The sequence below is a fragment of the Aeromicrobium sp. 10G20-16 genome (assembly GCF_055809665.1).
Window position 1 is genome coordinate 1114608 of record NZ_CM147919.1, and the last position, 13841, is coordinate 1128448.

Genomic DNA, 13841 nt, shown 5'->3' on the forward strand with positions numbered 1-13841 from the left:
ACAGTTTCACTGTCACAATAGGGGACGTCCGGGTTCAGAGCACCTGCTGCAGGAAGTCGCAGATGTCGTCGAGCGCCTGTTTCGCCACCGGCACCGGGCCCGGGAGGCTGAGGAAGCCGTGCAGCGCGCCCGGGTACTCCGCGAAGCGCACCGCCACGCCGTCGGCCTCGAGCGCGTCGCGGTAGTGGGTGCCGTTGTCCTTGAGCGGGTCCAGCTCGGCGGTCAGGATGAAGGCCTTGGGCAGGCCGGCGTGCGACGCGGCGCGCACCGGCGAGGCCCGGGGGTCCTCGGTGCCGTACTGGTCGCCGAGGTACAGGCGACAGAAAGCGCGCATGTTCGCCGACGTCAGCACGGCGGCATCCGCGTGCTCGTCCTCCGACGGCCAGCGGTCGTACATCTCGACGCCCGGGTAGATCAGCACCTGCGCCCGCAGCTCGGGCCCGCCGGCGTCGCGGGCGTCGAGCGCCGTGACCGCCGCGAGATTTCCGCCCGCACTGTCGCCCATGACGGCGATGCGCTGCGGATCGATGCCGAGCTCGTCGGCGTGCTCGACCACCCACTCGACCACGGCGCGGGCATCGTCCACGCCCGCCGGGAACGGGTGCTCGGGGGCCAGCCGATAGGCCGGCGACACGACGACGCAGCGGTTGCGCGCGGCGAGGCGGCTGGCCAGCCACTGCGACTGCTCGGGGTTGCCCTGCACCCACCCGCCGCCATGGAAGTTGACGACGCACGGCAGCGGGGCGATGCCCGCCTTGGGCCGGTGGACCAGCGTGCGGCAGCCGGCTGCCTGGATCTGCTCGGTGTCGACACCGGGGTCGACGGTGCCGAAGACCCAGCGTCCCACGGCGGACCTCTGCAGCTTGGCGCGCTTCTCCCGGTGCGCCGGCAGGTCCTCGACGTCCTCGATGCCCTGCTCGCTCGCCTTCAACAGCCGCGCGAAGACGCGCGTGCGCCATGCCATGGTGCTCATCCGAGCTGTGCCATCGTGCTCATCGAACCACCCTCACGTGTCGAGTGCCCACCGTAGCCCGAGCTCACACGACGGCAGGGCGGCGGCCGCGATGGGCGAGTCCGCCGATCACCGCGCCGACCAGCGCCGGCACCAGCACCAGACCGGCGAAGAACGGCCCGGTGCTGCCCAGCTCGGACCCCAACCGGGCGCCCTCGTTGGTCGCGACGTAGCCGACCGTCATCGCCACGGCGGCCAGGATCGCGGTGCCGGTCCAGACGACGGCCGCCGGCAGGAGCCCGTGCTTCATCGCGTCAAGCAGTGCCCACACGACGGCCACGGCCGACACGAGCAGGAAGAACAGCAGGCCCGCGCCGAGCGCGTCGGTGCTGTCACTGCGGTCGAGGACGACCAGGAACACCACGTCGAGCAGGGCGAGGGCCGCGGATCTGACGACGACGGCCACGGCGCCGCTGGAGATGCTCATGGCTCAGTGTGGACTGCACCGGGGTCAGATCAGCCCGAGGCGCGCATGGCCCACTGGCGCAACAGGTCGATCCGCTGCTGCAGCTCGGCTGCGGATGCCTGGGGAGCCGCCGGCCCGCCGCAGGTCTTGCGCAGCTGGGCGTGCGTGACGCCGTGCGGCTGTCCGGTGCGGTGGTGCCACGCGCCGACCAGGCCGTGCAGCTGACGGCGCAGGTCGTCGCGCCGGGCGAAGGCGGCTGCCGCCTCGGCCTCCGGGTCGGCTCGCTGGGCCGAGCGCGACGCCTTGGCCCGCTGGGAGCGTGACGTGCGCAGGAGGTCGGCCACCTGGTCGGGGTCGAGCAGGCCGGGGATGCCGAGGAAGTCCAGCTCGCCGTCGCTGTCGGTCAGCACGTCGTACCCGAAGTCGTTGCCGTCGTAGACCACGCGGTCGAACGATGCGTCGCTGCCGAGCGCTGCGTACTGCCCGTCGAGGTCGTCGGACGCGCCGACGTCGGACTGCGCCTCGGCCAGCATCTCGGCCTCGGCGGCGAACAGGTCGGCCTCGTCCTTGATCGGCCGACCGATGACGTGGTCGCGCTCGGCCTCGAGGTTCGAGGCGAGCGCGAGCAGGCGAGGCACGCTGGGGACGAAGATCGACGCGGTCTCGCCCTTGCGGCGCGCGCGCACGAAGCGTCCGATGGCCTGGGCGAAGTACAACGGGGTGGCCGTGGTGGTGGCGTACACGCCGACCGACAGCCGCGGCACGTCGACACCCTCGCTGACCATGCGCACCGCGACCATCCACGGCGTCATGCCGGCCGAGAACTCCGCGATGCGCGCACTGCTGCCGGACTCGTCCGACAGCACGACGACCGGCTCCTCGCCCGTCAGCTCGGCCAGCAGCCGCCCGTACGCGCGCGCCGTCTCCTGGTCGCTGGCGATGACCATGCCACCGGCGTCGGGCACGTCGCGGCGGACCTCGGTGAGCCGTTGGTGGGCCGCCGTGAGCACGGCACGGATCCACGCACCGTTCGGGTCGAGGGCCGTGCGCAGCGCCTGTGCGGTGGCCGCGCGGTCGAGGGGCTGCCCGAGCCGCGCAGCGACCTCGTCACCGGCTCGGGTGCGCCACTGCATCTCGCCCGAGTACGCCATGAACAGCACCGGTCGCACCACGCCGTCGCGCAGCGCCGGCCCGTAGCCGTAGGAGTAGTCCGCCTCGCTGACCATCACGCCGCCCTCCCCCGCGCCGTACCGGACGAACGGGATCGGGTTGTCGTCGGAGCGGAAGGGCGTGCCGGTGAGCAGCAGGCGGCGCACGGCGGGGTCGCAGGCCTCGTCCACCGCTTCTCCCCACGCCATCGCGTCTCCGGCATGGTGCACCTCGTCGAGGATGACCAGGGTGCGGCGACTGGCGATGCGCACGTGGAACGCGTTGGGATCGACGGCCAGACCGGCGTAGGTGACGGCGAACCCGACGAAGTCGGCCGCCAGGTGGCCCTGCACCGACAACGCGGGATCGATGGGAATGCCGATGCCCGCGGCGGCCAGTGCCCACTGCGTCTTGAGGTGATCGGTGGGGGTCACGACGACCACGCGGTCGATGAGTCCGCGCGACATCAGGTCGGCGGCGATGGTGAGGGCGAAGGTGGTCTTGCCCGCGCCGGGCGTGGCGACCGTCAGGAAGTCCCGCGGTTGCGTGCGCTGGTAGAGGTCGAATGCCTCGCGCTGCCAGACCCGGAGATGCCGCCCTCCGACGTTCTGGCTACTTGTCACCCGAGGAGTCTCCCCCGCTGCCGTCGGAGCCGTCGCCGGGCGACATGTTCTCCCAGATGTCCTTGCACTCCGGGCACACCGGGAACCGCTCGGGATCACGGCTGGGCGTCCAGATCTTTCCGCACAGGGCGACGACCGGGTTGCCCATCACCATGGCCTCGGTGAGCTGGTCCTTGGGCACGTAGTGCGAGAAGCGCTCGTGGTCACCCTCCTCGGTGCGCATGTCGGTGCGCTCGTCGAGAACGGTCTCTGATCCTCGCCCGAAGAAAGCCACCCGATGATCGTAACGGCTGGCGACGACGAACCGAAGCAGGCCGACCCGGCCCGTTCGACGGCTGGGCTGGTTGCTGCTGGGCTAGTTGGAGCTGGGGTCGGTGGGGAACGTGGCCCAGTACCGCAGGTCGCCGCTCTGGCGTCGCATGACCTCGTGCCAGAGCTCCTCCGGCTGCGGCGACATCAGGTCACCGTCGCGCGCCTCGAGGGCCAGCCAGGCGTCCTCCTCCAGCTCACCCTCGAGCTGGCCGGGGCTCCATCCGGCGTACCCGGCGAACAGGCGCAGTCCGGCGAGCTGGCCGGGGGCGGGGACCGGGCCGTCGAGGTCGACCAGGCCGACCCGACCGGCCATGGTGCGCCATCCCGCAGGCGGTACCAGGACGTTCTCGTCGGCGGACAGGACCCCGACCGCCAACGCCGCGTCCTCGGACACCGGTCCGCCGTCGAACAGGCACCCCGGCGCGGTGACGTGGTCGGCCCAGTGCGGCAGGACGTCGTCGACGTCCGACGGCAGGGGCCGATTGATGATGACCCCGAGGGCACCGTTCTCGTCGTGATCGAGCACGAACACGACGCTGCGCACGAACGGGCCGGTCTCGATCGCCGGGGTGGCGACCAGGAGACGACCGCGCAGCGTGTCCATGAGCCCATGATGCACGGTGGGGGCGCACATTCGCGGGAACCCTAGGATGTGCGTCATGTCGAACGACGCCACACCCCCGGCCGTCCAGCCGCCGGTGTCCGAGGAGTTCACGGTCGACGAGCTCGCGGCCCGCGCCCAGATGACCGTCCGGAACGTGCGCGCCTACGCCAGCCGCGGCCTGATCGACGCGCCGCGCCTCGAGGGGCGGACCGGCTACTACTCGCTGCGACACCTGCAGCGCCTGCAGCTGATCCGTCAGTTGCTGGATCGTGGCTACACCCTGGCCGCCGTCGAGAAGGCCGTCAGCCGCGCGCCGAGCACGGCCGCGGGCCACGCACTCGACCTGATCGAGCTGCTGGACCTGCCGGCCGACGACGGGATCGACGAGATCATGTCGCGCGACGACCTCGCGGCCCTCGCCGGCGTGCCCCGTGACGACGGGTTGATCGAGGCGATGGAGCAGTTCGGTCTGGTGTCGTGGATCGAGGACGACCACGACCACGTGCTCCTCGTGCACCCCACGGTGGTGCGCACGGGCGCGGCCGCCGTCGCCATGGGCCTGTCGGCCCAGACGGTGATCGCGCTGTTCCCGCTGCTCCAGGCGCGGCTCAACGACGTGGCCGACGCCTTCGTGCACGCGGTCGCCGAGGAGATCATCGACCCGTTCATGGGCGAGGGTCTGCCCGAGGACCGCTGGCCGGCCATCCTGGCCAGCGTCCAGAACCTGATCCCGATCGCGAGCCAGGTCACCCTCGGCATGTTCCGCAGCTCGTTGCAGGCCTCCATCGACCGCGAGCTCGAGACCAAGATCGGCATGCTCGGTGGTGGCGGCAAGAACCGTTCACGCAAGGGTTGACCCGGCCCGCGACCGGGCCGCGCCAGACGAGGGTCAGGCAGCCAGCGCGTTCCGCAGCCGCGTGATGATGTTCGGACGCTCGTCGGAGCCGGTGGCTCCGATCGCGTGCGGTGCGGCGGTGGGCTGGGCGACCTCGGCGCGCGCCGAGGACACGATGCGGTCCGCGAGCACGTCGACGTCGGGGTGGCTGGCCCAGACACCGGCGCTGCCGGCGAGCAGCTGACGCTCCTTCGCGAAGGCCTTGGCCAGCTCGGGGGCGTCCTGGTGCGCGTCCAGCAGGGCACGAGCGCCAGGGAGATCGGCGGCCGCAGCAGCCCAGGCGGCGACGGCGACCATCTCGGGGGTGTCGGCGCCCTCGGCGGCGAGCCGGTCGATGTGGCCGCTGAGACGCTGGAACCAGGCCATCTGGATCTCGAACAGCGCTGCGGTCTCGTCGGTGAGTGCTTCGCGACGCGGATCGGCGGCGTCCAGCAGCTCGGTCAGGGTGGAGTGGGTGTCGCGGTCGGCCAACGCACAGATGTCGCGCAGCACGCTCTTGCGGCGGTAGTAGGCATCCCAGGTCATGGTGTGTGTTCCTTCCGGTGCCAGGTCCGGCGGTCTTCGGGAGTACATACCGCCGGTACGTACTCTCAGTATGTTGCATGGGCGGACCCAGTCCAAGCCCCGTCGCTGTGATGCCCGACACGAGGTCCAGACCACACCACCTACACTCGCCCCATGCCCCACACCCGCGTCGCGAAGCAGGTGCTGCGCACCGCACGCAAGACGTCACGGCGGCAGAACTACTCCTCCAGCACCAAGACCGCCCTGCTGGAGTCGGCCCGCGACCTGTTCACCCAGCACGGCTACGCCGGCACCTCGCTCGACGAGGTGGTGGCCGCGGCCCGCGTGACCAAGGGCGCGCTGTACCACCACTTCCCCAGCAAGCTGGCCCTGTTCGAGAGCGTCTTCCTCGACGTGCAGCTGGCGGCCAGCAAGGAAGTCACCACAGCCCTCGCCGCGTCGAAGGATCCGTGGGAACGTGCCCAGATCGGCCTGGAGAAGTTCCTCGAGGTCTGTCGGCGCCCGCAGTTCCGGCGCATCTGCATGCAGGAGGGCCCGGTGGCCCTGGGCCACGAGCGATGGCAGGAGGCCGAGCGCCAGGCCACCTTCGGCGTCGTGCAGGGCGCGGTCGACGATCTCCTCGCCGAGCTCGACGGCGGCACCTCGGGCCTCAACGAGGCCTTCGCGGTGATCTTCTACGGCGCGATCCGGTCGGCCTCGGAGTTCGTGGCCGACGCCGAGGATCCCGACGCGGCCAGCGAGTCGGTGCAGCAGTCGATCGGCGCGCTGCTGGCCGGCCTGCGGGCCCTGCCCACCATCGACGACTGACCTACCGGCCCGCCCGATCGCTCAGGGCGTCAGCGTGACCTTGCCGTCGTTCTTGGGCACCAGCTCGAAGAAGGTGCGGCCCGGGGTGATCGTGTAGGGCTGCCCGTCGGCGGTCGTGAACGAGATCGGCGCGTCGAGCGTGGGCTTGTTCCAGGTGAGGTTCACGACCTGGTCGCCGTGGAACACCTGCGCCCTGCCGCTGCCCTCGATGACGGTCTCGGGTACCGGGTTGCCGGCCGGATCGGTGTAGCCGGCGTCCTCGATGCGGGACTCCATGACGATCAGGTTGTCGGCCTTGAACTCCTTGGCCGCGTGCCCGTTGGTGCGCTGCCAGGTGTCGCCCTTGAGCTTCCACGTGGTCGTCGTGGTGCGCGAGAACTGGACGCTGGCACCCGTGGCCGTCGAGACCTTGGAGGTGCCCGGGTCCGCCGTCTCACCCTCGGGTGTCCACGTCAGGTACGACTGGGTCGGCTGGATGTTCTTGGCGTCACGGTCGACGCGCTTGAGATTGATGAGGCGGTTGTACGGCCGGTACAGGTTCGGGTCGCTGCTGAACCCGGGCGACCCGCCGTCCTCGGAGAACAGCGTGATCCCCGCCCGCTTGATCTGCGCGACCGCTCCCCCGGCTCCACCCGACGCGACCAGCTGCCCCTTGATGGGCGTGGCGATGCCGATGTCGGTGGCGCGCAGCGAACGCACGTGGCCCACCTTGTCGGGCAGGTCGGAGTAGTAGAAGGCAGCGAGGCGCGTGAGCCCACCCTCGACCAGCTCCTCGATGACCAGGTCGGCCCGGTCCAGGTTGATCTGCGGCTCGCCGCCCTCGGTGTTCTCGATCTTGACCACGAAGACCGGGTTGTCCGGACGCCCCTTGGCCATCGGAAGACCGGTGATCGGCGAGAGCTCGACCAGCGCAGCGGCCGTGCCGACGGTGGGCGGTTCGGCGGCCTTCGGGTCATCTGCCTGGGAGGTGCAACCGGTCAAGGCGACCGCGGCGGCCGCAGCCACCGCGAGCGAGCGGATCGTCATGGAGCCAGCATGCCTCATCGACTCTTCGGCGGACGGTAGCCCGCGGCTTCTGCCTCGGCCTCGGTGCCGAACCACTGGTCCGCCCGCGTGCGCTCGTACGCCGGGCTCCCCGGCACGTGGAAGATCTTGGACTTCGCGTTGCCCTTGATGAGCTTCTCCGGCTCCGGTTCAGCCGTGCCCGCCGGCTCGACCCGGCTCTCGGCATCGACGTCGGCATCGGAGGCGGTGGCGGACGAGGAGCGGCGGCTCCACGCCTCGTGCAGCAACCACCCGAGCACGCCTCCCAGGGCGGCTGCCAGCACCAGCCAGACGACCACCTCGCCGACGGTGAACCACGACATCAGGACTCCCCTCGCTCGACCCGCAGGTCGGCCGTGACGGTGAGGCCAGCCAGCGAACGGCCGACCATGGCGACGATCTCGGAGCGGTCGCCGGCCGACGGCACCTCGCCCCCGAGCCGCAGATCGGCCCGATCGATGATGAGGTCCATGTCGTCGACGGCGACCAGGTCGGCGAACGCGCCGGGCAGCTCGTCGGTCCATCGAGCCGGCGGGAGGGAGCGATCGATGATCAGGTCACCCCGGACCGGCAGGCCGAACGCGCGCGCTGCCGCGGCCTTGATGGTGGCCGCGGCAGCAGCCGTCGGCACGGCACCGAGGATGCGGAGACGATCCGGATCACGTCTGAGCCGGAGGTAAGGGCGGGTCGTGTCGACGCGCACGACCGAGCCGGGCCGGTCGTCGACACGGGCGCTGCGCACGCCTCGCACCCCCTCGGCCACGGCGACGGCGTCGGTCAGCTCGTCGAGCGTGCCGTCGCTCATCACCGCCTCGCGCCCGCTCATCTGGACACGCACGTCCTCGAGGCCCGCAGCGTCCACCGCCTGCTGCACCCGTGGTCGCAGATCGGCCGCGGCTGCCGAGCTGCCGGAGAGGGCGCCGGCACCGATGACGACCACGAGCGCCACCGCGGTGGCGGCGATCAGGGACCTGAGACGACCATCGGACACCCCGACAGGCTACTGACGGGGTGAAGGGCGAGGACGGGGCAGGAGGCGCTTGTCGGCACCGTTTGCCACGATGGGGCGGTGACTGCAGCGCTGGAGCGTTTCGCACCGGCCACTCGTGAGTGGTTCGAGGCGACCTTCACCGCGCCCACCCCCGCCCAGGAGGGCGCCTGGTCCACCTCGGCCAGCGAGGTCGACCACGTCCTCGTCGTCGCCCCCACCGGGTCCGGCAAGACCCTCGCCGCCTTCCTCGCCGCCATCGACCGGTTGCTGCACGAGCCACGCGATCCCGACGCCGGCGCCGGCACCCGCGTGCTCTACGTGTCGCCGCTCAAGGCGCTGGCCGTCGACGTCGAGCGCAACCTGCGATCTCCGCTGGTGGGCATCACCCAGACCGCAGCCCGTCGCGGCGACACCTTCGGCGACGTCACGGTGGGCGTCCGCTCCGGCGACACCAGCCAGCGCGACCGGCGAGCGCTGGTGCAGCGTCCACCCGACATCTTGATCACCACGCCCGAGTCGCTGTTCCTCATGCTCACCTCGGCGGCCCGCGAGACGCTGCGCACCGTCGACACCGTCATCGTCGACGAGGTCCACGCCGTGGCCGGCACCAAGCGCGGGAGCCACCTCGCCGTGTCGCTGGAGCGGCTCGACGACCTGTTGCCGTCCCCGGCTCGCCGCATCGGCCTCAGCGCCACCGTGCGTCCGCACGAGGAGATCGCTCGTTTCCTCGGCGGCTCACGTCCCGTGCGGATCGTGAACCCCGAGTCGCCGTCGCGGCTCGAGCTGTCGGTGGTCGTGCCGGTCGACGACCTCACGCAGCTGCCGGCGGCCCGTCCGACCACCCCCGGCGACGAGCACGAGCCCGAGACCGGGGAACGGTCCGGCGGCAGCATCTGGCCGCACGTCGAGGAGGCGATCCTCGACCAGGTGCTGCAGCGCTCGTCCACCATCTGCTTCGTCAACTCCCGCGGCGTCGCCGAGCGCCTCACCGCACGGCTCAACGAGGCGTTCGCCGAGCGCAACGGCGCACCGCCGGACAAGGAACCGGCCACGCGCTCCCCCGCCCAGGTCATGGGCGGCAGTGCCCAGGGCAGTGGCGCGGCGCCCGAGCTGGCACGCGCCCACCACGGGTCGGTCAGCAAGGATCAGCGCGACCTGATCGAGGACGACCTCAAGTCCGGGCGGCTGCGCTGCGTGGTCGCCACCTCCAGCCTCGAGCTCGGCATCGACATGGGCGCGGTCGACCTGGTCGTCCAGGTGTCCACGCCGCCGTCGGTGGCCAGCGGGTTGCAGCGGGTGGGCCGCGCCGGTCACCACGTCGGGGGCCTGTCCACCGGTGTCGTGTTCCCCACCTCGCGTCACGACCTGCTGGGCTCGGCGGTCACGGCGGCCCGCATGCGCGACGGCCTCATCGAGCGCATCGACGTGCCGGCCAACCCGCTCGACATCCTGGCCCAGCAGACCGTGGCCGCCACGGCGCTGGAGCCCGTCGAGGTCGAGCAGTGGTTCGACACCGTGCGTCGCAGCGCACCGTTCACCTCCCTGCCGCGCGGAGCGTTCGAGGCCACGCTCGACCTGTTGTCGGGGCGCTACCCGTCCGACGGCTTCGCCGAGCTGCGCCCCCGGCTGGTGTGGGACCGCGACGCCGGCGTGCTCACCGGCCGTCCGGGCGCCCAGCGGCTCGCCGTCACCAGCGGCGGCACCATCCCCGACCGCGGCATGTTCGCCGTGGTGCTGGCCGCCGGCGACGACGACGGCGACCGATCACCGCGACGCGTCGGCGAGCTCGACGAGGAGATGGTCTACGAGTCGCGGGTCAACGACGTCTTCGCGCTCGGCGCCACCAGCTGGCGCATCGTCGAGATCACCCACGACCGGGTGGTCGTGGTTCCGGCGTTCGGCGAGCCGGCGCGTCTGCCGTTCTGGAAGGGCGAGAACGTCGGGCGCCCCCACGAGCTGGGTGCCGCCATCGGTGCCTTCGTGCGCGAGACCGCCGAGATCGGCCCCGACGCCTGGGCGCAGCGCACACAGGCGCTGGGCCTCGACACCAGGGCGTCCACGAATCTCGCGGCCTACTTCGCCGACCAGCGCGAGGCCACCGGACAGCTGCCCACCGACCGCACCCTGGTGGTCGAGCGCTTCCGCGACGAGCTCGGCGACTGGCGCGTGGTGCTGCACTCCCCGTTCGGACGCCGCGTTCACGCACCCTGGGCCCTGGCGGTCGCCGCCCGCATCCAGGAGCGCCACGGCATCGACGGCTCCGTGGTGGCCAACGACGACGGCATCGTCGCCCGGTTGCCCGACACCGAGGTCGAGCCGCCCGGCGCCGACCTGTTCGTCTTCGAGGCAGACGAGCTCGAGCAGCTGGTCACCACCGAGGTCGGGGGCTCGGCGTTGTTCGCCGCGCGGTTCCGCGAGTGCGCAGCCCGTGCCCTGCTGCTCCCCCGGCGCAATCCCGGCTCGCGCGCCCCGCTGTGGCAGCAGCGGCAGCGCGCCGCTCAGCTGCTCGATGTCGCCCGCGACCACCCCACGTTCCCGATCCTGCTCGAGACCGCGCGCGAGTGCCTGCAGGACGTCTACGACCTGCCGGCACTCAGCCTGGTCACGCGCCAGCTCGCCTCGCGCGAGATCCAGATCGCCGAGGTCACCACCGAGAAGGCGTCACCGTTCGCGCAGAACCTGCTGTTCGGCTACGTGGCCGCGTTCCTCTACGAGGGCGACACCCCGCTCGCCGAGCGCCGCGCAGCCGCGCTGAGCCTCGATCCCACGCTGCTGGCCGAGCTCCTGGGACGCGCCGACCTGCGCGAGCTGCTCGACCCCGACGTCATCGCGCAGACCGAGGCCGAGCTGCAGCGGCTGGCGCCGGATCGTCGGGCCAAGGACGCCGAGGGCGTGGCCGACCTGCTGCGTGTCCTCGGACCGCTGTCGGTGGCCGAGGTCGCCGAGCGCACCACCGACGGCTCGGTCGACCAGGCGCGCCAGTGGCTGGGCGACCTGCAGGACGCGCGGCGCGCCATCGAGGTGCAGGTCGCCGGCGACGCCCGGTGGGCCGGCGTCGAGGACGCAGGGCGGCTGCGTGACGCGCTCGGCACCGTCGTGCCACTCGGCATCCCGGCGGCCCACCTGGAGTCGGTGGCCGACCCGCTCTCGGACCTGATCTCGCGCCACGCGCGCACGCACGGCCCGTTCACCGCCGCCGAGGTCGCCGAGCGGTTCGGCCTGGGGGTCGCCGTCACCACCGAGATGCTGCGCCGGCTCGCGCGCGACGGCCGCCTCACCGAGGGCGAGTTCCTCCCGGCCAGCGCGACCACCGGCACCGGCCAGACCGAGTGGGTCGAGCCCGGCGTGCTGCGGCGCCTGCGCTCCCGCTCGCTCGCCGCGGCCCGCCAGCAGGTCGAGCCGGTCGACACCGACGCGTTCGCAGCGTTCCTCCCCTCCTGGCAGGGGGTGGGCGGTTCGCTGCGCGGCGTCGACGGCGTGCTCGCCACCATCGACCAGCTGGCCGGCGGCGCGCTGCCCGCCTCTGCATGGGAGTCCTTGGTGCTGCCCGCGCGGGTGCGCGACTACCAGCCCGCGATGCTCGACGAGCTCACCTCCGCCGGCGAGATCGTGTGGTCCGGCGGCGGCACCCTGGCCGGCAACGACGGCTGGGTGCAGCTGCACCCGGCCGACCTCGTCCTGCCGCGCACGCAGGCCGTCGAGCCCGACACCCTCGAGGCGCGGACGCTCGCGGCCCTCGACGGTGGCGGCGCCTTCCTGTTCCGCCAGCTGTCCGACGCCGTGGCAGGCGGGGACGATCCGCCGCTCGACGGCGAGCTCGCCGACGCCCTGTGGAACCTCGTCTGGGCCGGACACGTCAGCAACGACACGTACGCACCGGTGCGCACCATGGTCGGACGCGGCGGATCGCACCGCACCCGTCGTCCTCCGCCCCGTGCCCGACTCGGTGGGCGCCGCTCGCCGCGGTTGGCGGCACAGGGCCCGCCCACGGCCAGCGGGCGGTGGTTCGCACTCGACCCCCACCCGGCCGAGCCGACACCGGCCGACCTCGCCGCCGACCGCCTGGCCCGCACCGAGGCGCTGCTCGCCCGCTACGGCGTCGTCACCCGCGGATCGGTGATGGCCGAGCAGACGCCCGGCGGGTTCGCCGCCGTCTACCGCGTCCTGCGTGAGCTGGAGCAGACCGGAGCGTGCCTGCGCGGCTACTTCGTCGAGTCGCTCGGTGCCGCCCAGTTCGCGGCACCGTCCACGATCGACCGCTTGCGCGGACACGTCAGCGACGACGACGCTCCCTCGCAGCGAGCAGCCGTCGTGCTGGCCGCCACCGACCCCGCGCAGCCGTTCGGCGCAGCCCTCCCGTGGCCCGATCGACTCGACACCGACACCGCCACGGGCCACCGACCGGCGCGCAAGGCCGGCGCCATGGCGGTGCTGCACGACGGCGTCCTGGTGGCCTACCTCGAACGGGGCGGCAAGACGCTCATCCCGTTCGACGACGACCCTGCACGCGTCGCCGCGGCCGCCACCGCCCTGGCCGCGCTGGTCCGCGGACGGCGCATCGCCCGGCTCAGCATCGAGACCGTCGGCGGCCGGCCCGCGCTGGAGTCGACGTGGGCCGACGCCCTGCGCGAGGCCGGATTCGACCGCACACCCAAGGGGCTGCGGGTCGATGCCTGAGGGCGACACCGTCTGGCGGGCCGCCAAGCGCCTGCGTGGCGCGCTGGCGGGCCAGCAGCTGGTCACCACCGACTTCCGCGTGCCGCAGCACGCCACGCTCGACCTGTCCGGACACGTGGTCGACGAGGTGCTCAGCCGGGGCAAGCACCTGTTGATCCGGGTGGGCGGTCAGAGCATCCACACCCACCTGAAGATGGAGGGCGTATGGGACGTGCACCCGCTCGGCACCGGCTGGCGGCGCCCCGACCACACCGCCCGACTGGTGCTGCGCACCGCCACGGACGAAGCCGTGGGGTTCTCGCTCGGCATCACCGAGGTGGTCCCCACCGATCGAGAGGCCGACGTCGTCGGACACCTGGGGCCCGACCTCCTCGGACCTGACTGGGACCTCGACGAGGCGACCCGTCGAGCGTCGGCGGACCCCGATCGACCCGTCTTCCTGGCCCTGCTGGACCAGCGCAACCTCGCCGGCCTCGGCAACGAGTACGTCAACGAGCTCCTGTTCGTGTCCGGGCTGCACCCCGAGCGACCGGTCGGCCAGGTCCGCGACCTGCGGCGCGTCGTCGCACGGGGTCAGCAGATGCTCGACGTCAACAAGGACCGCGTCCAGCGCACCTTCACCGGCAACACGCGATCCGGACAGGAGCGATGGGTCTACCGGCGCGAACGGGGCCGCTGCCGCCGGTGCGGCACCGCCATCCGCACCGGCCAGCTGGGCGATCGACCCACCAGCGAGCGCAACACCTTCTGGTGCCCGGTCTGCCAGCCCGCCCCGTCGGCACCGCTCACCTAGACT

The 13841-nt window shown here is 72.2% G+C and carries 13 protein-coding genes; 4 read left to right on the forward strand and 9 right to left on the reverse strand.

The window, feature by feature from the left end; translation table 11 throughout:
* Positions 1–34: 34 nt before the first annotated feature.
* From AC0L5F_RS05620 to AC0L5F_RS05640, 5 genes are all read right to left on the reverse strand, one after another.
* Positions 35–973: an alpha/beta hydrolase gene (locus AC0L5F_RS05620; protein ID WP_473315637.1), complete on the reverse strand. Its 939-nt coding sequence runs from the start codon at positions 971–973 to the stop codon at positions 35–37.
* Between the two features lie 64 nt (positions 974–1037).
* A complete protein-coding gene (locus AC0L5F_RS05625; protein ID WP_473315638.1) occupies positions 1038–1439 on the reverse strand; it encodes a hypothetical protein in 402 nt (133 codons plus the stop codon).
* 29 nt (positions 1440–1468) lie between these two features.
* On the reverse strand, positions 1469–3190 hold the full coding sequence (locus AC0L5F_RS05630) for a DEAD/DEAH box helicase (RefSeq protein WP_473315639.1): 1722 nt from the start codon (positions 3188–3190) through the stop codon (positions 1469–1471).
* Entirely contained in the window at positions 3180–3413 is a 234-nt protein-coding gene (locus tag AC0L5F_RS05635) for a DUF3039 domain-containing protein (protein WP_473316157.1), read from the reverse strand. Before AC0L5F_RS05635 ends, AC0L5F_RS05630 begins: the two co-directional genes overlap by 11 nt.
* A gap of 132 nt (positions 3414–3545) precedes the next feature.
* Positions 3546–4106 (reverse strand): YqgE/AlgH family protein, encoded by a 561-nt coding sequence (locus AC0L5F_RS05640; RefSeq protein WP_473315640.1) that lies wholly within the window; start codon positions 4104–4106, stop codon positions 3546–3548.
* Between the two features lie 55 nt (positions 4107–4161).
* Between AC0L5F_RS05640 and AC0L5F_RS05645 the strand changes: the two genes are divergently transcribed.
* Positions 4162–4962 carry a MerR family transcriptional regulator gene (locus AC0L5F_RS05645; protein ID WP_473315641.1) on the forward strand — a complete coding sequence of 267 codons (801 nt, stop codon included), beginning with the start codon at positions 4162–4164 and terminating at the stop codon, positions 4960–4962.
* A gap of 33 nt (positions 4963–4995) precedes the next feature.
* Here the strand turns inward: AC0L5F_RS05645 and AC0L5F_RS05650 are convergent, their stop codons facing one another.
* Positions 4996–5526, reverse strand: a complete 531-nt coding sequence (locus AC0L5F_RS05650) for a hypothetical protein (protein ID WP_473315642.1) — start codon at positions 5524–5526, stop codon at positions 4996–4998.
* Between the two features lie 153 nt (positions 5527–5679).
* On the opposite strand from AC0L5F_RS05650, the gene AC0L5F_RS05655 reads away from it, so the two are divergent.
* Positions 5680–6333, forward strand: a complete 654-nt coding sequence (locus tag AC0L5F_RS05655) for a TetR/AcrR family transcriptional regulator (protein WP_473315643.1) — start codon at positions 5680–5682, stop codon at positions 6331–6333.
* 21 nt (positions 6334–6354) lie between these two features.
* Here the strand turns inward: AC0L5F_RS05655 and AC0L5F_RS05660 are convergent, their stop codons facing one another.
* Genes AC0L5F_RS05660 through AC0L5F_RS05670 form a run of 3 tightly spaced genes read right to left on the reverse strand, consistent with a single transcriptional unit; the run spans position 6355 to position 8368 of the window.
* Positions 6355–7359, reverse strand: coding sequence for a DUF3048 domain-containing protein (locus AC0L5F_RS05660; protein WP_473315644.1), 1005 nt, complete (start codon positions 7357–7359; stop codon positions 6355–6357).
* Positions 7360–7373: 14 nt separating this feature from the next.
* On the reverse strand, positions 7374–7700 hold the full coding sequence (locus AC0L5F_RS05665; protein WP_473315645.1) for a sunset domain-containing protein: 327 nt from the start codon (positions 7698–7700) through the stop codon (positions 7374–7376).
* Entirely contained in the window at positions 7700–8368 is a 669-nt protein-coding gene (locus AC0L5F_RS05670) for a hypothetical protein (RefSeq protein WP_473315646.1), read from the reverse strand. Before AC0L5F_RS05670 ends, AC0L5F_RS05665 begins: the two co-directional genes overlap by 1 nt.
* 78 nt (positions 8369–8446) lie before the next feature.
* Between AC0L5F_RS05670 and AC0L5F_RS05675 the strand changes: the two genes are divergently transcribed.
* Both AC0L5F_RS05675 and AC0L5F_RS05680 read left to right on the forward strand, forming a co-directional pair.
* On the forward strand, positions 8447–13045 hold the full coding sequence (locus AC0L5F_RS05675; protein ID WP_473315647.1) for an ATP-dependent helicase: 4599 nt from the start codon (positions 8447–8449) through the stop codon (positions 13043–13045).
* Entirely contained in the window at positions 13038–13838 is an 801-nt protein-coding gene (locus tag AC0L5F_RS05680) for a DNA-formamidopyrimidine glycosylase family protein (protein ID WP_473315648.1), read from the forward strand. The genes AC0L5F_RS05675 and AC0L5F_RS05680 overlap by 8 nt, the downstream gene beginning before the upstream one ends.
* Positions 13839–13841: the final 3 nt, after the last annotated feature.